The sequence below is a fragment of the Janthinobacterium sp. TB1-E2 genome (assembly GCF_036885605.1).
Taxonomy (GTDB): domain Bacteria; phylum Pseudomonadota; class Gammaproteobacteria; order Burkholderiales; family Burkholderiaceae_D; genus Janthinobacterium; species Janthinobacterium aestuarii.
The window spans coordinates 53685-71292 of sequence record NZ_CP142523.1 but is presented as its reverse complement, the minus strand read 5'-3'; the positions used below and the strand labels follow the sequence as shown (position 1 = coordinate 71292).

Genomic DNA, 17608 nt, shown 5'->3' with positions numbered 1-17608 from the left:
GGGGGAAAAGCTGCGGGGCAGGGGCGGAGCCGGGGTAGCGCTGATTCTAGAGCATTTGCGGTCCCACAATGGGAAAAGCCCTTCGGTTCAGAGAACCAAAGGGCTTTTCTTTTATTGGCGGAGCGGACGGGACTCGAACCCGCGACCCCCGACGTGACAGGCCGGTATTCTAACCAACTGAACTACCACTCCAAGCTCGTATGATCTGTGTTGCTGATCCATGAAGCACTGGATAATTTTCTGTATTGGTGGTGGGTGCTGAGAGGCTCGAACTCCCGACCTACGCCTTGTAAGGGCGCCGCTCTACCAACTGAGCTAAGCACCCGCATACCCAGAAAACTATCCCGACGTTTGTCACCACGTCTGGAAGAGGCACTATTATAGGGGGCGCTTTCGTGCTTGTGCAACTATTCTTGAGGGTGAACAGCAGTTTTTTTGCTGAAAAGCGCAAAAATAGTCAGGGAAGGGGGAACTGACGTGTTTTCTGCTTCTGAAATGGGAAAAGCCCTTCGGTTCAGAGAACCAAAGGGCTTTTCTTTTATTGGCGGAGCGGACGGGACTCGAACCCGCGACCCCCGACGTGACAGGCCGGTATTCTAACCAACTGAACTACCACTCCAAGCTCGTATGATCTGTATTGCTGATCCATGAAGCACTGGACAGTTTTCTGATTTGGTGGGTGCTGAGAGGCTCGAACTCCCGACCTACGCCTTGTAAGGGCGCCGCTCTACCAACTGAGCTAAGCACCCGTTGCTTGTCTCAGAAAACCATCCCGACGTTTGTCACCACGTCTGGAAGAGGCGCTATTATAGGACGGACAAAATCCTTCTGCAAGCGCTTTTTTCACATTATTCCGTGATATTCCACTGCGACAGCATCCATGCCATATTGAATGCGTTCTCGGCGATGGCGTTGTAACGGCCCGAGGCGCCGCCATGGCCGGCGCCCATATTCGTTTTCAGCAGCAGGGGATTGCCGTCCGTCTTGTACGCGCGCAGCTTGGCCACGTATTTCGCCGGTTCCCAGTACATGACCTGGCTGTCGTTCAGGCCCGTCGTCACCAGCATGGCCGGGTAATTCTTGCGCGCAATGTTGTCGTATGGCGAGTAGCTGAGCATGTAGTCGTAGGCCGCCTTCTGGTTCGGGTCGCCCCATTCCAGGTACTCGCCCGTCGTCAGCGGCAGGCTGGCGTCCATCATCGTGTTCATCACGTCGACGAAGGGCACGGCCGCGTGCACGGCGTGGAACAGCTCGGGGCGCATGTTGACGACGGCGCCCATCAGCAAGCCGCCGGCGCTGCCGCCCTGGATGATCAGGCGGCTCGGGCTCGTCCATTTTTCACGCACCAGGTAGTCGGCGCTGTCGATGAAGTCATTGAAAGTGTTTTTCTTCTTCATCAGCATGCCGTCTTCATGCCACGCTTCGCCCATGTCTGTGCCGCCGCGGATATGCGCTTGCGCATAGATGACGCCACGGTCCAGCAGGCTGATGCGGCTGATGGAAAAACTGGCTTCCGTCGAGATGCCATACGAACCATACGAATATAGCAGCAGCGGCGCGGAACCGTCGAGCTTGACGCCTTTCTTGTAGACGACCCACAGCGGCACTTGCACGCCATCGCGCGCTGTCACCCACAGGCGCTGCGTCGTGTAGCGGCTGCCATCAAAGCCGCCGACGATTTCCTGCTGCTTGAGCACCGTGCGCTTGCCGTCTTGCATGCTCACGTCGATGACGGTGGGCGGCGTGACGGGCGACTGGTAGGACATGCGGAATTGCGTGGCGGAAAACTCCGGCGTACCGGCCGCCGTGGCCAGGTAGACGGGGTCGTCGAACTGCACCGTTTTCCAGTTCTTCCGCGCGAAATCATGGATGCGGGCGCGGTTCAGGGCGCGGGCTTTTTCCATCACCACCAGATAGCCCTGGAAGACGTCGATGGACTGGATCACGGCATCCTTGTTGTGCGGCACGACGCTCTTCCAGTTCTTCGGCTGCGGGGCGGTCACCGGCGCGCTGACGACGCGGAAATTCTTCGCCTCTTTGTTGGTCAGAATAAACAGCTGGCCGTCGCGGTGCTCGATGCCGTAGCGATGGCCTTTTTCACGTTTCAGCACGCTCTGGAAACTGCCTTCGGGCTTGCTCGTTGGCAGCAGCAGCACTTCGCTCGTATCCGTGCTGCGCGCAGTGAGCACGAAGTAGCGATGGTCGCGGGTGCGGCTCACGCCGATGGCGAACTGTTCCACTGGCTCGTGGTAGACCTGCTGCAAGGTGCCGCCCAAGGCCAGGCGGAACAATCGGTCCGAGCGCTTGGTGGTGACGTCTTCCTGCGCCAGCATCAGGGTGGCGTTATCGGCCGCCCACGCCAGCGAGGTCACGCGCGGCATGGTGTCGTCCAGCAGCTTGCCCGTCTTCAAATTCTTGACATGCAATTCGTACTGGCGGAAACCCGTCGTGTCGGTGGTGTAGGCCAGCAGTTGTTCATTCGGGCTGATGCTGAATGCGCGCACGGCAAAGAATTTGTGGCCTTCGGCCAATTGGTTCTGGTCCAGCAGGATTTCTTCAAGCGCCTGCGCATCGTAGGCGCCGTTCTTGCCGACAGGACGGCGGCAGTGAATCGGGTATTGCTTGCCCGCTTCCGTGCGCGTGTAATAGTAGAAATTGCCTTGGCGCGCAGGCACGGACAGGTCTACTTCCTGCATGCGTCCCTTCACTTCCGCAGTCACCTTGTCGGCCAGCGGCTGGATCGGGGCCGTGACGGCGGCCGTGTAGGCGTTTTCCGCATTCAGGTAGTCGATCACGGCAGGATCGGTCTTCTTTTGCAGCCAGCGGTAGTCGTCCGTGACGACCGTGCCGTGGCGCGTTTCCTGCCAGGCTGTCTTGGCGGCAACGGGCGCCGACATGGTGGCGACGGTAGCGGTGGCGGCGTCGGCGGCCAGCGCGGATGGCGCCAGCGAGGACAGCAGCAGGGCCGGCAGGATGGATAACCAGGCGGACCGGCGGCGCGCAGCGTGATGGGCGATAGACAAGGCGACTCCTTTGAATAGTTGTGTCAGGATTGTAATCTTGCTATTGAGAAAAGCAACCGCCTTGCGCGTGCGTTTCAACTTGCATCCATGGGCATTTCCAGCGATACTGTATATAACTACAGTATCCCGCCGCGAGGTGTCCTTGACCACATCTGCCTCCCCCCTTCCCGAGCCACCCGCAGCCCGCCGCTGGATAGCGCATCTGGACATGGACGCCTTCTTTGCCTCCGTGGAACTGTTGAAATATCCGGAATTGCGCGGCGAAGCCGTCGTCATCGGCGGCGGGCGCTTGCAGCAGCCCGTGCTGCAGCAAGACGGCACGCGGCAGTTTGCGCGCATGCGCGACTACGTGGGGCGCGGCGTCGTCACCACATCGACCTATGCGGCGCGCGTGTTCGGCGTGTTTTCCGCCATGGGCATCATGAAGGCGGCCAAGCTGGCGCCCGACAGCATCTTGTTGCCGGCCGATTTCGAGGCTTACCGCGACTATTCGGCCCGCTTCAAGCAGGCCGTGGCCCAGTTGTGCCCCATCATCCAGAACGTGGGCATCGATGAAATCTATGTCGACCTGACCGAATACGGCGAGCAGGCGCCGGCCATGGCGGCGCGCCTGAAGGCGGCCGTGTTCGAAGCCACGGGCCTGTCGTGCTCGATCGGCCTGGCACCCAACAAATTGCTGGCGAAAATCTGTTCCGACCTGGAAAAACCGGACGGCCTGACCATCCTGAACCCGGAGGATATTGAAACGCGCGTGTGGCCCTTGCCGGCGAAAAAGATCAACGGCATCGGTCCGAAAGCCACGGCCAAGCTGGAAGCGCTGGGCATTGTCACCATCGGCGAGCTGGCCCGGGCCGACATGGCCATGCTGCGCACGCAGTTCGGCGACCTGTACACGGGCTGGCTGCGCCAGGCGGCGCTGGGCATCGATGATAGGCCCGTGCAGACGAGCCGGGAAACCAAGTCCGTCAGCCGCGAAACGACGTTCGAGCGCGACTTGCAGGTGGTGCGCGACCGCGCCACCCTGTCGGAAAAGCTGGAAAGCCTGTGCACGCGCGTGGCGGGCGACTTGGATAAACAATCGCTGGCGGGGCGCACGGTGGGCATCAAGCTGCGCTTCGAGGATTTCAGCACCGTCACGCGCGACATCACCTTGCCCAGCGCCACGGCGGACGCGGCCGCTATCCTGCGCGCCAGCCGCGATTGCTTGCGGCGCGTGCCATTTGACAAGAAAATCCGCCTGCTGGGCGTGCGCATCTCGACCTTGTCGGACCCGGCCCTCGTGACGCGGCAGGCGCCGGCCCAGGCGGAGCTTTTTCCCGCCCTGTAGCGGCATTCCCCACGCAGCAACAACACCGCGCCAGTCCGCGCTTTTGACGGCATTCCCGTGTCGAAAGTGTAGAATGGCGTTCCCCTGGCACTACTGAAACAAACGGAAGACAAAAACTATGTGGTTCAAGAATCTTCAGATTTACCGCCTGCCCGCACCGTGGGCTTACACGCCAGAACAACTGGAAGAGGCGCTGTCCTCGAACAAATTTACGCCGGCGACCAGCATGGATCTGATGCGCCAGGGCTGGGATACGCCACGCCCGAACGGCGGCCTGGTCCACGTGGTCAACAAACAGATGCTGATCTTGCTGGGCACGGAAAAGAAACTGCTGCCAGCGACCGTCATCAATCAGGTGGCCAAGGCCCGCGCCGCCGAGATGGAAGAAGCGCAAGGCTTTGCGCCTGGTAAAAAGGCCATGAAGGAATTGAAGGAACGCGTGGCCGACGAGCTGCTGCCGCGCGCCTTCAGCATCCGCAGCAACGTCTGGACGTGGATCGACCCCGTCAATGGCTGGCTGGTGGTCGATGCGGCCAGCCCGGCGAAAGCCGATGAAGTCATCAAGCTGCTGTTGAAAGCCGTCGACAAACTGCCGCTGGAAAGCCTGCGCGTGCAGCGCTCGCCCGTGGCGGTGATGACGGAATGGCTGCAAGCCGACGATGCGCCTGCCGGCTTCACGGTCGACATGGATACGGAATTGCGCGCCACGGGCGAAAGCAAGGCCACCGTGCGCTACGTGCGCCACACCCTGGAAGCGGACGACGTGCGCCGCCACATCGCGGCCGGCAAGCAGTGCACGCGCCTGGCCATGACGTGGAACGACAAGATCTCATTCGTGCTGACGGAGTCGCTGGCCATCAAGAGCGTCAAGCCGCTCGACGTGATCAAGGAAACGGAATCGAGCACGAAGAACGACGAAGAGCGTTTCGACGGCGACGTGATGCTGATGACGGGCGAGCTGAGCAAGCTGATGGCCGACGTGGTCGAAGCCTTGGGCGGCGAAGCGACGGCGTAACAGCCGTCATGCCGGTACAAAAAAGGAGCTGCGGCTCCTTTTTTTCGTCTGCGCAATATGTCGCGCCATAAAAAAAGCGCCTTGCACGGTGAAGTGCAAGGCGCTTTCGGACAAGCTAATTCACAACGTCACATTAGAACTTGTAGTTGCCGGTGATGTAGAACGAACGCATCATTGGATCGGCGTAGCGTGGGTCGAAACCAACCTGGTGGCCCGACGAAGCGCGCAGCGACAGCGGTGGTGCACGGTCGAACAGGTTTTTGATGCCTGCGCGGATCGTGGTTTGCTTGTCAAAGGCGAAACGTGCTTGCCAGTCGAACGTGGTGTACGACGGTACTTGCAGGCGGAAGTTTTTCTCTTCCTGCTGGGTCGCCAGGTTGTACACGGTAGCGGCTGCATCGGTGTAGCCGTTACGGTAGTTGACCGTTACCGTGTTGCTCAGGCGGCCCGTATCCAGGGTCGTCGTCAGCTTCATCAGGTTGCGGAACGTGACTTCGTTGGTGTCGCCGAAGAAGTTCATGTTGCTGGTGTAGATATTATCGCTACCGGCTTTGGTGTAGTTGGCGTGCAACATGTGCGTACCGCTCAATTGGGCGGTCAGCTTACCGAAGGAGAACTTGTGGTTGGCCGACAGATCCCAGTCGATACCACGGTATTCCTTCTTGCCGATGTTGACCGACAGTTTCTTGAACGAGTAGTAGGTGATACCGGTCGATGGCTCGGTGTATTCGCCGAAGCTCGACGCATACTTGATCGGATCGGCAAATGCTTGCTCTTCGGAAACTTCCGACACGGCATTGCGCAGTTTCACATCCCACAGGTCGGCGCCGAACGAGAAGGCCGAGCTAGGTTCGACACGGAAGCCCAGGGTGAACTGTTTCGACTTTTCCGATTGCAGATCCGGATTGCCTTGCGACACGGCGTTGTATTGCGTTGCTTCCGCGCGGCACAGTGCGTTGCCTGGGTATGGGCAATCAAATTTCTTGGCGGTAAAGCCGGCGTTGACCAGTGGCTGAGCAATTTCCAGCATGCTTGGCGCCTTGAAGCCCGTGCCGTAGGAACCGCGGATCAGCACGGTCTGTACTGGCTGCCAGCGTGCCGATACCTTGTAGGTATTGGCGCTGTCTTTTTTGCCGACAGTTTTGTTGTTCAGCTTGTCATCGATCGCCTTGACGGCGTCGTGACGGCCACCAACGGTCATTTCGAACGACTTGGTCAACGGTGCCAGCAACTCGACGAATGCGCCGTAGGTGTCGCGGCTCATGTCGTAGGCGGCCTTGGTGTTGAAGTTGTAGATATCGTCGCCGGTGGCATTGCTGCCTGGCGATTGCTCATAGGTATAGGTGCGGTAGTCGCCACCGATACCGAGGCTGGCTTTGCCGCCTGGCAGGCTGAACAATTCACGCGAGCCGTGCGTATCGACGCCGCGCATCGTGGTCGATGCGGTACGCACGGAGCCAACGAACTGCGCACCAGCGATTTGCGCTTGCACCGATGGTTTTTGCGTCACTGCGAACGGGTTGAAGTCCGGATTGGCGAGGATGTTCTTGAACTCCTGGCTCTTCTGGTAACCGCCCGTGTAGCGCTCGTCGATCGAGTTTTGCGACCAGGTCAGGCCGCTTTCGAAGTTCCACGCGCCCAGTTCGCCTTCCACACCAACGACCATGTGTTTGGTTTCGGTGATGGTGTTGCTGGCGCGCAGACCGAAGTCGGTGCTGCGGTAGTTGGCGGTGATCGACTTGACGTCGGCACGTTGCGCTGGCGTCAGGTACGGCGATACATAGGTGTTGTACAGCGGGCTGCCCTTGGCGATCGAAATCGGGATCGGATTGGCGGCGATACGCGCCGTCAGGTCGTAGCGCGAGTAGGCCAGTTCGGCGAACGCGTTCAGGTTGTCGTTCAGCTTGTACGTAGCTTTGGAGAACAGGCTGTCACGTTTCGATTGCGGTACGACTTCCACGGTGGAGCCCGTGTCGAAGCCACAAGCGCGTGCATTGCTGGTCGTCTTGTAGGAGTCTTCAGGGCACTTGCCATTCATCGCCAGGTAAGGCGTAAAGGCTGTCGATTTAGCACCGCTATTGTAGGCAACAGTGGCGCCTGCTGGCGAAGCCGAGGTGCTGGTGCGGTCCCATACATAGTTGTTGCCGTTGCGGCTGAATGGCACATACGAGGTGGCGGCGAAATCGCGGTCGGTGGCGCGCAGTTTCGATTGCTCATCGTGGCGGTACGACAGCAGCACGTTGAAGCGGTCTTCGTCCAGGTCGCCGAAACCGTAGGTGACGCTGGTATTCCAGGCGTTGCCGCCTTTGTCTTCCGGACCGCCATAGGTGGCTTCCAGAGTAGCGCCTTGCTGGTTTTTCTTCAGGATGAAGTTCAGTACGCCGGCGATGGCGTCCGAGCCGTACAGGGCCGAAGCGCCGTCGGTCAGGATCTCGACACGCTCAACGGCGCTCATTGGGATGGCGTTCAGGTTGACCGTGGTGCCGGAGCCTTGTGGCGCGATGCGGCGGCCGTTCAGCAGTACCAGGGTGTAGGACTCGCCGATACCGTGCAGCGATGCACTGGTATTGCCGCCCGAGTCGGAACCGGCAGCAACTGCGCCGATGGTGAAGCCTTGCATGGCTGGCAGGGCCTGGATCAGGTCGGCTACCGAAGTGGCGCCCGATTTGGCGATCGCTTCTTGCGACAGGCGCTGTACAGGCAGTGCGCCTTCGACAGCGATACGCTTGATACTCGAACCGGTAATTTCAACTTTTTGAATTGCTTCGTCCGCCATGGATTGGCCGGAGAACAAGACGCTGCCTGCCAGGACGGTCAGGGCCAGGCGTACGCTGCGTACGCCAATTTTTTCTTTGAATGCCATTGTAACAATTACTCCGTAGTAGTTTTAATAACGACAAGCGGCACACGAGCACCGATATAGCCATCGGGTAGATGGTCTGCGGTGCTCGTGTACGGTAGGCGGAACCACGTCGGTGGGAGGTGGAAGACTACTTGGTGCAATATTGTTATAAATGCACTTTTGACTTGTCGAGGCAAACATTATGTCGTCTCAGCAAGAAAAAATGCACCTCAACCGTGTCGGATTTGGCAATAAATTCGAGATACTGAAGAATATTTGATTTAAATGTTAAATGTAGATTTTATATTTATAAATATCTACATTTTTAAAAATTATCAATGGCGTTTTTTTGCAACATAAAATTATTGTATTGGCAATTCGATGTTTTGCCAGCAATAATTAGACGAAAAATGTTGTATTGCGGAATTTATGCAAAGTAAAAAAACGTAAAAAAGCCCGCTGAAAGCGGGCTGGTCGAATTGTGACAGAGTGTCAGTCAGAGCGTTGGCCGTTCTGCTTGTGCGCCCTGTCCCGCCATCGGCTTACAAAGGCTGGAACACGCCGGCGGCGCGGTTCTTTTGCACATTGTCCCAGGCGAAGATCTGGCCGTTCATGGCCACATACACGCCGGCTGGCAAGGTTTGCGCCACGCCGCAGGCAAAGCCCAGGTTGAACAGGGCATCGGAGTTGTCGATCTCGTAGGGAATCATGGCGCCCGTCAAAATCACCGTTTGCTGCAGGTTCGCCGCGCCCAGCACTTGCGCCGTTTCGCGCATGGTGTCGGTGCCGTGGATGATGACGATGGCTTTCTCGTGCGCCGCGCGGCACGAAGCGAGCACGCGCTGGCGGTCCGCATCCTGCATGTCGAGCGAGTCGAGCAGTGGCAATTGCTCCAGCGCCACGGGCGCCGTCATGCGCGCGCGGGCGATCGCTGCCGGCAAATGACTGTCGGAAAAGCCCAGGGTACCGTTCAATTCGTTGTAGTGCTTGTCGAAAGTGCCGCCGGTGGCGAGTATGCGCAATGTCATGATGTGGTCACGATGTCAGTGGAGAATGACGCGCATGATATCGTGGATTGATGCCCTTGCGTGAATGGCGCTGCGGATGGGGCAGCGTGCTTGCCGCCTGCGCTTGCGCCGCATCTGGAAAAATTGGCCATCTGTGAGTACACTGGTTTCTTTGTTTGCCTGCCCCCCGACTCCGTATGAAAGCGCTCGCTCCCGGCACCGTCATTTTTCACCGCCACCGCGGTTACGGGGTGATCACGTCCGTCAATTTGCTGACGGGCTGGATCGCCGCCCGTTTCGGCAGCGAAGCGCGGACCCTGGACCTGAACCTGTCGACCGATGACGTGCAGTTTGCCGATGGCGAAGCGATCCTGTTTCGCCGCGCGCCGCCGGACCGCATGCCGCACGCGCGTCTGATGGCCATGGTGCGCGAGCTGCACCAGGCCGGCTATCAAAAGCTGTATCTGTATGCCTGGCCCAAGCCGTCCGGCTTGCACTGGCGCTGGCATTTGTTTACGGGGCCGCGCGACTGGATGCAGCGGCCCTGGCGCGAAGGCTGGTATGGCTCGGGCGCCGATTACAACGTCAACCCCGTGATGGGCTGGGGCGATTCCCCGGGCGCCACCACTGGCGAGCTGATCGATGCCCTGGCCCGCTTCGACCCGCAGGGGCTGGCGCAGGCGCTGGGCCGCGACGACGACCATAGCGACTGGTTTGGCCGCGTCTGCGACGCTTTATTGCCCAATTACATGTACAGCCTGGATATGCAGCGCACCGCAGGCGAGCCCCTGCAAGACATGCCGCCCGTGCCGGTCGTGGCCGTGCGCGCTGGCGTGGCGCCGTACAGTGGGCCGGACATCGCCTGGCCGCCCGGCTGGGCCGGCCTGTGGCGGGGCCGGCACGTGCTGCCCGCGCCCGCCATCGGCATCACGGGCGAGCCGGACTTGCTGAAGGGTTTTCAGCGTTCCTGAGGGCTTTGCCGCGCATGTTGCAACACCTCGGGATTGAGCAGGCGCGTGCATTGGCCCTGCGTAAAATCGACGATGTTTTGCAAGGCGTAGCGAAAATACAGTTCATAGCTGTCACGCTCGACGTAGCCCAGGTGCGGCGTGGCCAGCACGTTCGGTAGCAGCAGCAATGGCGAGCCTGGCGGCAGCGGCTCGTCCGTAAACACGTCCAGCGCGGCGGCGCCCGGGCGCCCCATCTGAAGCGCCGCTTCCAGCGCGCCATCGGCCACCAGCTCGGCACGGCTGGTGTTGACGAACAGCGAAGCCGGCTTCATGCGCGCCAGGTCCTCGCTCGTTACCAGGCCGCGCGTCTTGTCGGACAGGCGCAAGTGCAAGCTCAGCACGTCGGCCTGCTCGAAGAAGGCCTCGCGCGACTCTGCCGCCGTATCGCCGGCCGCCACTGCCGCCACGCGGCTCGCTTCGCTGCCCCACACGAGGATGCTCATACCGAAAGCGCGGCCGTAGCCGGCGATCAATTGCCCGATCTTGCCGTAGCCCCAGATCGCCAGGGTGCGCCCTTTCAATACCGTACCGAGCGTGTTGCGTGCCGGTTCCAGCGACGACGTCTGCCACAGTCCTTCTTGTAAATGTTGCGCGTACGGCACGATCTTGCGCTGCGCCGCCATGATCAACGCCCATGTCAGCTCGGCCGGCGCCGTAGGCGAGCCGATGCCTTCCGCGATGGCGATGCCCAGCTCGGTGGCGGCCGCCACATCGATGTGGCCGCTGACCTTGCCCGTTTGCGAAATCAGTTTCAGATTCGGCAGTTTCGACAGCAAGGCCCGGTTGAAACTGCTGCGTTCCCGGATCAGTACCAGCGCGTCGAACGAGGCCAGGCGGATCGCCAGCTGGCCCAGGCCCCGCGCCGTATTGCTGAACACTTTGACCTCGTGGCCGGCAAGCAACTGGAAGCAATCGAGGCCGCGCACGGCATCCTGGTAATCATCGAGTATGGCAATTTTCATGGTGGATGGCCGATTTTAGTGAGGATTTGGTAGGGAAATAACAGGATATGGGAAATGCTGAATAGCCTACTACATTAGTCAGGCTATTCTCCTACATTTTTGCGAGAATAGCTGTTACACGGGTGTACAATCGCCGGCACTTTTGAAGCTTCCTGATTATAGTGATAGCGCAAACTGTTCCTGCAGCCCGGGAGCATGATCCAGGTAAATGCCGCCGGCGCGAGCGCCGCGGTGGACACGACACCAGAGCCCTGCCCGCGTGAACACGCCGCCCGCAGTGAGCCGCAGCCACCTCTCAACGATGCTGCCTGTCTTGCCGGAACGACCAGAATTTCTTTTATTGGTATTGGAGGTAATATGAATCAGCCCGTCATGGGTGGCGTCGCCGCACTCAACGTCCCAGCTTATATTAAACAACAGAAACTGATCAACTGGGTGGCAGACATTGCCGCGCTGACCAAGCCAGACCGCATTTACTGGTGCGATGGTTCGCAAGAAGAGTACGAGCGCCTGTGCGCCGAAATGGTTGCCAGCGGCACCATGAAAAAACTCAATGCCGAAAAGCGCCCGAATTCCTACCTGGCCTGCTCCGACCCGAGCGACGTGGCCCGCGTCGAAGACCGCACGTATATTTGCTCGGCAACGAAAGAAGCGGCCGGCCCGACGAATAACTGGACCGAGCCTGGCGAAATGCGCCACACCCTGAACGGCCTGTTCGATGGCTGCATGCGCGGCCGCACCATGTATGTCGTGCCATTCTCGATGGGCCCGCTGGGCTCGCCAATCGCGCACATCGGCGTGGAACTGTCCGATTCGCCGTATGTCGCCGTCAACATGAAGATCATGACCCGCATGGGCCGTGCCGTGTACGACGTGCTGGGTACCGATGGCGCATTCGTGCCGTGCGTGCATAGCGTGGGCGCACCGCTGGCTGCGGGCCAGGCCGACGTGAAATGGCCGTGCAACAGCACCAAGTACATCGTGCATTTCCCGGAAACCCGTGAAATCTGGTCCTTCGGTTCCGGCTACGGCGGCAACGCCTTGCTGGGCAAGAAATGTTTCGCCCTGCGTATCGCCTCGAACATGGGCTACCAGGAAGCCCAAGCATCGGACAACAATCCGGGCTGGCTGGCCGAACACATGCTGATCCTCGGCGTGGAATCGCCGGAAGGCAAGAAGCATTATGTCGCGGCAGCGTTCCCATCGGCTTGCGGCAAGACCAACTTCGCCATGCTGATCCCGCCGGCGAGTTTTAACGGCTGGAAAGTGACCACCATCGGCGACGATATCGCCTGGATCAAGCCAGGTGCCGATGGCCGTTTGTATGCGATCAACCCGGAAGCGGGCTACTTCGGCGTGGCGCCAGGCACCAATGAAAAAACCAATTACAACTGCATGGCATCCATGCGCGACAACACGATTTTCACCAACGTGGCGTTGACGGACGACGGCGATGTTTGGTGGGAAGGCTTGACCAAGGAAGCACCTAGCCATTTGATCGACTGGCAGGGCAAGGACTGGACGCCGGCGTCCGGTACCAAGGCGGCGCACCCGAACGCCCGCTTCACGGTGGCGGCAACGCAAAACCCCGTGATCGACTCGGCCTGGGACGATCCGGCCGGCGTGCCGATCTCGGCCTTCATCTTCGGCGGCCGCCGCTCGACCACCGTGCCACTCGTTACCGAAGCGCGCAACTGGGTCGAAGGCGTCTACATGGCAGCCACCATGGGCTCGGAAACGACGGCGGCGGCTGTGGGCCAGATGGGCGTCGTGCGCCGCGATCCATTTGCCATGTTGCCGTTTATCGGCTATAACATGAGCGATTACTTCCAGCACTGGCTGGACATGGGCGTCAAGGTGGGCAAGGTCAACCCGGCTGCCCTGCCGAAAATCTACTGCGTCAACTGGTTCCGTACGGATGACGCTGGCAAGTTCGTCTGGCCTGGCTTTGGCGACAACATGCGCGTGCTCAAATGGATGTTGGAGCGTATCGAAGGCAAGGCGGGCGGTGTGGAAAACCTGTTCGGCACGACACCGCAGTATGGCGACCTGAACTGGGATGGCCTGCCATTCACGCAAGAACAGTTCGACACCATCACCTCGATCGACAAGGCCGCGTGGGTGGAAGAGTTGAAATTGCATACGCAGTTGTTTGAAAAACTCGCGTATCATCTGCCGCAGGAATTGGCAGATAACAAGGCTGCGCTGGAAAAGCGGCTGAGTGCATAACTAAGTTAGCGTAAAGCGGCATCTGACAAGCGTAGCGAGCGGCAGTGATTTGTGGCTAAGAAGCGCAACCGTGCTGAAGCACGGTGAGCATCGCAGGCCGCAAAGCGCGCCGCGCAGTAGCTTGTCAGGTGTTGAGAGTTGTAGTGGGGGAGAAACACGCCAGCAAAGACTGGCGTGAGATAAATGACACGCCGGCAATGACTGGGGTGCTATCAAAAAGAGAAACGGGGCGGATTGCATGAGCAATCCGCGCCGTTTTTTATTGCGCTGCCGTCGTTATTGCTTCAGCAGCGGCCCCAGGTATTTACCCGTCACGCTGGCCGGGTTCAGTGACACGTCTTCCGGCGTGCCCGTGGCGATGATCTGGCCGCCGCCTGCGCCGCCTTCCGGACCCAGGTCGACGATCCAGTCGGCCGTCTTGATGACGTCGAGGTTGTGCTCGATGATCACCAGAGTGTTGCCCTGGTCGCGCAGGCGGTGGATGACTTTCAGCAGCAAGTCGATATCGTGGAAGTGCAAGCCCGTCGTCGGTTCATCGAGGATGTACAGGGTGCGGCCCGTGTCGCGCTTGGACAATTCCAGCGACAGTTTCACGCGCTGCGCTTCGCCGCCGGACAGGGTCGTGGCGCTCTGGCCCAGCTTGATGTAGCCGAGGCCCACGTCGAGCAGGGTTTGCAGCTTGCGTGCGATCAAAGGGACGGGCTTGAAGAATTCATGCGCTTCTTCCACCGTCATGCCCAGCACTTCCGTGATGTTCTTGCCCTTGTATTGCACTTCCAGTGTTTCGCGGTTGTAGCGCTTGCCGTGGCACACGTCGCACGGCACGTAGACGTCAGGCAAGAAATGCATCTCGACCTTGATCACGCCATCGCCCTGGCACGCTTCGCAACGCCCACCCTTGACGTTGAACGAGAAGCGGCCTGCGCTGTAGCCGCGTTCCTTGGCCGTCGGCACCGTGGAGAACAGATCGCGGATCGGCGTAAACAAGCCCGTGTACGTGGCGGGATTGGAGCGCGGCGTGCGGCCGATCGGCGCCTGGTCGACGGAAATGACCTTGTCGAAGTGTTCCAGGCCGCTGATCGACTCGTGCGGCGCCGGTTCCGTCTGCGAACCATACAAATGGCGCGACAGGGCCGGATACAAGGTATCGTTGACCAGCGACGATTTGCCCGAGCCGGACACGCCCGTCACGCATGTCATCAAGCCCACAGGCAAGCTCAGCGACACCTTTTTCAGGTTGTTGCCCGTCGCACCAGTAATGACCAACTGCTTTTCCGGATTGCTGGCGTGGCGCTTGGCCGGCACGGCGATTTTCAGCTTGCCGTTCAGGTATTGCGCCGTCAGCGATTTCTTGTTTTTGAGAATGTCTTGCAAGGTGCCTTCGGCGATGATTTCGCCGCCGTGCACGCCCGCGCCGATGCCCATGTCGACGATGTAGTCGGCCGTGCGGATGGCGTCCTCGTCATGCTCGACCACCAGCACGCTGTTGCCGATGTCGCGCAAGTGTTTCAAGGTTTCGATCAGGCGGTCATTATCGCGCTGGTGCAAGCCGATCGACGGCTCGTCGAGCACATACATGACGCCCGTCAAACCGGAGCCGATTTGCGACGCCAGGCGGATGCGTTGTGCTTCGCCGCCGGAGAGCGTGTCGGCGCTGCGGTCCAGCGACAGGTAGTCGAGGCCCACATTGTTGAGGAATTTCAGGCGTGAAATGATTTCCTTGACCACGCGGTCGGCGATCTCTTTCTTGGCGCCCGTCAGTTTCAGTTTTTCAAAGAATTCCAGGGTCTCGCGCAGCGGTTTTCCCGCCACTTCATAGATGGCGCGCTGCTGCTTGCCCGTGCCGACCTTGACGAAGCGCGCTTCCACGCGCAGGCGTGCGCCATCGCATGAGGGGCAGCATTTTTCATTGATGAACTTGGCCAATTCTTCCTTGACGGCCATCGAATCCGTCTCGCGGTAGCGGCGTTGCAGATTGTTGACCACGCCTTCGAACGTGTGTTCCTTGATGACGGTGCGGCCCCGTTCGTTGACATAGGTAAATGGAATCACTTGCTTGCCGGAACCGTACAACACGGCTTGCTGTGAATTCAAGTCCAGCTGCTCGAACGGCATGTCCAGGTCGAACTCGTAATACGCGGCCAGGTTCGACAGCATCTGGAAGTAAAACTGGTTGCGGCGGTCCCAGCCCTTGACGGCGCCCGAGGCAAGCGACAGGTTCGGGAACGCGACGATGCGTTTCGGGTCAAAGAACTCAATGTGTCCCAGGCCGTCGCATTCCGGGCAGGCGCCCATGGGGTTGTTGAACGAGAACAGACGCGGTTCCAGTTCCTGCAGGGAATAGCCACACACATTGCAGGCGAACTTGTTGGAATACACGTGCTCTTGGGCCGTATCCATTTCGTAGGCAATGGCGCGGCCATCGGCCAGGCGCAGGGCTGTTTCGAAACTTTCCGCCAGGCGTTGCTTGATCTCCTGGTTCACCTTGACCCGGTCGATGACGACGTCGATCGTGTGTTTTTCCGTTTTCTTCAGTTTCGGGAGATCATCGACTTCATAGATCTTGGCCGCATGCGTGCCGCTTTGCACGCGGAAGCGCACGAAGCCCTGCGCCTGCATCTGCTCGAACAGGTCCACGTGTTCGCCCTTGCGGTTGGCAACGACGGGCGCAAGTATCATCAGCTTGGTGTCTTCCGGCATGGCCAGCACGGCATCGACCATTTGCGACACGGATTGCGCGGCCAGCGCGTTTTCCGGATGGTCGGGGCAGTAGGGCGTACCCACGCGCGCATACAGCAGGCGCAGATAATCATGGATTTCCGTCACGGTGCCCACGGTCGAGCGCGGATTGTGCGACGTTGCCTTCTGTTCGATGGAGATGGCCGGCGATAGGCCCTCGATCAGGTCGACGTCGGGCTTTTCCATCAACTGCAAAAACTGGCGTGCATAGGCCGACAGCGACTCGACATAGCGGCGCTGGCCTTCAGCGTACAAGGTGTCGAAAGCCAGCGACGACTTGCCGGAGCCGGACAAGCCGGTAATCACGATCAGCTTATTGCGCGGCAAATCGAGATTGATATTCTTGAGGTTATGCGTGCGAGCGCCGCGAATGCGGATCTGTTCCATGTGATTGCCTTGCTTTCAGTGAGTGGTGCGGCCGGCGCATTGTGCCTGGGTGCGGATGAGGAGCCACAACGGGTCAACCTGTAACTATAGCCGGGTTTTGCTCTGCATGCCTGAGGCGTCCATGGGCGGATTGCGCCGCCGGGCGAACGTGCCCTGACAAAGTTTGATGCAGATGCGTACTGACGTTTGAATACTGTATATAATACCAGTATTCAAGTTTCTTGTTTTCACCTGCCGTGAAAAAAACGTGCCGCCGCACGGGAGAGGGCGTCCGCCAGAAAGCGGGTGCTTTGCGCCGCGTGGTCGCTTATAATCCTCGTTTAGTACACTAAACTAACGCGCGGGACACCGGCTCCCGCTGCAGTTCATCAGGAGTTATTCATGGCATCAGTCAACAAAGTCATCATCGTCGGCAATCTGGGCCGTGACCCGGAAATCCGCTACATGCCTAGCGGCGACGCGATCGCCAACATCGCCGTGGCCACTTCGTACAAATCGAAGGACCGCAACACGGGCGAACAAAAAGAATTGACAGAGTGGCACCGTATCTCGTTCTTCGGCCGTCTGGCGGAAATCGTCGGCCAATACCTGAAAAAAGGCTCGTCCGTCTACGTCGAAGGCCGTCTGCAAACCCGTAAATACACGGACAAGGACGGCGTCGAGAAGTACGCAACCGACATCATCGCGGAACAGATGCAAATGCTGGGCGGCCGTTCCGGCATGGGCGGCGACGCCGGCGGTGGCGATGACAGCTACGGTGGTGGCGGTGGCGGCGGCTACGACGCCCCGGCCCCGCGCCAGGCGCCAGCCCCGCGTCCAGCTCCGGCACCGGCGCCACGCCCGGCACCGAAGCCAGCGCCGAACTTCTCGGATATGGATGACGACATCCCATTTTAAGCACGCTGTTCTGAGGCCTGCCGTCAGACACTGCCGATAAAGAGCCTGCTTCCTCCGTGAAGCAGGCTTTTTTTATGCGCACGGGGTAGTAGGCGATCCGGGGCGCATTCTCACATTCCATAGCAAGAAGTGGATGGCGGCGCCGTCCCGATGCTGGTCTGATGGTGGTT

General features: G+C 59.6%; 10 protein-coding genes and 4 tRNA genes. 5 read left to right on the top strand and 9 right to left on the bottom strand.

Features of this window, described 5'->3' with window-relative positions; all coding sequences use genetic code 11:
* Positions 1-115 precede the first annotated feature (115 nt).
* The 5 genes from OPV09_RS00295 to OPV09_RS00275 form a co-directional block, all read right to left on the bottom strand.
* A tRNA-Asp gene (locus tag OPV09_RS00295) sits at positions 116-192 on the bottom strand.
* 57 nt (positions 193-249) lie between these two features.
* A tRNA-Val gene (locus OPV09_RS00290) sits at positions 250-325 on the bottom strand.
* Positions 326-542: 217 nt separating this feature from the next.
* A tRNA-Asp gene (locus tag OPV09_RS00285) sits at positions 543-619 on the bottom strand.
* A 54-nt stretch (positions 620-673) separates the two neighbouring features.
* Positions 674-749: transfer RNA gene (locus OPV09_RS00280), tRNA-Val, on the bottom strand.
* 99 nt (positions 750-848) lie between these two features.
* On the bottom strand, positions 849-3023 hold the full coding sequence (locus OPV09_RS00275) for a S9 family peptidase (protein ID WP_338680113.1): 2175 nt from the start codon (positions 3021-3023) through the stop codon (positions 849-851).
* A 142-nt stretch (positions 3024-3165) separates the two neighbouring features.
* Between OPV09_RS00275 and dinB the strand changes: the two genes are divergently transcribed.
* Positions 3166-4350: a DNA polymerase IV gene (gene dinB, locus OPV09_RS00270; RefSeq protein WP_338680112.1), complete on the top strand. Its 1185-nt coding sequence runs from the start codon at positions 3166-3168 to the stop codon at positions 4348-4350.
* A 118-nt stretch (positions 4351-4468) separates the two neighbouring features.
* Entirely contained in the window at positions 4469-5365 is an 897-nt protein-coding gene (locus OPV09_RS00265) for a recombination-associated protein RdgC (RefSeq protein WP_034754435.1), read from the top strand.
* 133 nt (positions 5366-5498) lie between these two features.
* Here OPV09_RS00265 and OPV09_RS00260 read toward each other — a convergent pair whose 3' ends face one another.
* The gene (locus OPV09_RS00260; protein WP_331778993.1) at positions 5499-8228 is read right to left on the bottom strand and encodes a TonB-dependent receptor; all 2730 of its coding nucleotides are present in this window, start codon (positions 8226-8228) and stop codon (positions 5499-5501) included.
* Positions 8229-8749: 521 nt separating this feature from the next.
* On the bottom strand, positions 8750-9235 hold the full coding sequence (locus OPV09_RS00255; RefSeq protein ID WP_034754431.1) for an asparaginase domain-containing protein: 486 nt from the start codon (positions 9233-9235) through the stop codon (positions 8750-8752).
* A gap of 176 nt (positions 9236-9411) precedes the next feature.
* Between OPV09_RS00255 and OPV09_RS00250 the strand changes: the two genes are divergently transcribed.
* A complete protein-coding gene (locus OPV09_RS00250; protein ID WP_034754429.1) occupies positions 9412-10185 on the top strand; it encodes a hypothetical protein in 774 nt (257 codons plus the stop codon).
* Here OPV09_RS00250 and OPV09_RS00245 read toward each other — a convergent pair.
* Complete coding sequence (locus OPV09_RS00245; protein WP_338680107.1) at positions 10173-11186, bottom strand: D-2-hydroxyacid dehydrogenase family protein; 1014 nt, start codon at positions 11184-11186, stop codon at positions 10173-10175. The genes OPV09_RS00250 and OPV09_RS00245 overlap by 13 nt on opposite strands.
* Before the next feature lie 357 nt (positions 11187-11543).
* Here OPV09_RS00245 and OPV09_RS00240 point away from each other — a divergent pair, with 357 nt between their 5' ends.
* Complete coding sequence (locus OPV09_RS00240) at positions 11544-13415, top strand: phosphoenolpyruvate carboxykinase (GTP) (RefSeq protein WP_319993507.1); 1872 nt, start codon at positions 11544-11546, stop codon at positions 13413-13415.
* Between the two features lie 276 nt (positions 13416-13691).
* On the opposite strand, the gene uvrA is transcribed toward OPV09_RS00240, so the two are convergent.
* Complete coding sequence (gene uvrA / locus OPV09_RS00235) at positions 13692-16541, bottom strand: excinuclease ABC subunit UvrA (protein WP_034754422.1); 2850 nt, start codon at positions 16539-16541, stop codon at positions 13692-13694.
* 381 nt (positions 16542-16922) lie between these two features.
* On the opposite strand from uvrA, the gene ssb reads away from it, so the two are divergent.
* Complete coding sequence (gene ssb, locus OPV09_RS00230; RefSeq protein ID WP_034754418.1) at positions 16923-17438, top strand: single-stranded DNA-binding protein; 516 nt, start codon at positions 16923-16925, stop codon at positions 17436-17438.
* The last annotated feature ends 170 nt before the right edge of the window (positions 17439-17608 follow it).

Bases quoted from the DNA above. Each gene is read 5' to 3' on its own strand.
- OPV09_RS00265 (WP_034754435.1), top strand. From the start codon at position 4,469: ATGTGGTTCAAGAATCTTCAGATTTACCGCCTGCCCGCACCGTGGGCT.
- OPV09_RS00260 (WP_331778993.1), bottom strand. From the start codon at position 8,228: ATGGCATTCAAAGAAAAAATTGGCGTACGCAGCGTACGCCTGGCCCTG.
- OPV09_RS00255 (WP_034754431.1), bottom strand. From the start codon at position 9,235: ATGACATTGCGCATACTCGCCACCGGCGGCACTTTCGACAAGCACTAC.
- OPV09_RS00250 (WP_034754429.1), top strand. From the start codon at position 9,412: ATGAAAGCGCTCGCTCCCGGCACCGTCATTTTTCACCGCCACCGCGGT.
- OPV09_RS00245 (WP_338680107.1), bottom strand. From the start codon at position 11,186: ATGAAAATTGCCATACTCGATGATTACCAGGATGCCGTGCGCGGCCTC.
- OPV09_RS00240 (WP_319993507.1), top strand. From the start codon at position 11,544: ATGAATCAGCCCGTCATGGGTGGCGTCGCCGCACTCAACGTCCCAGCT.
- uvrA (WP_034754422.1), bottom strand. From the start codon at position 16,541: ATGGAACAGATCCGCATTCGCGGCGCTCGCACGCATAACCTCAAGAAT.
- ssb (WP_034754418.1), top strand. From the start codon at position 16,923: ATGGCATCAGTCAACAAAGTCATCATCGTCGGCAATCTGGGCCGTGAC.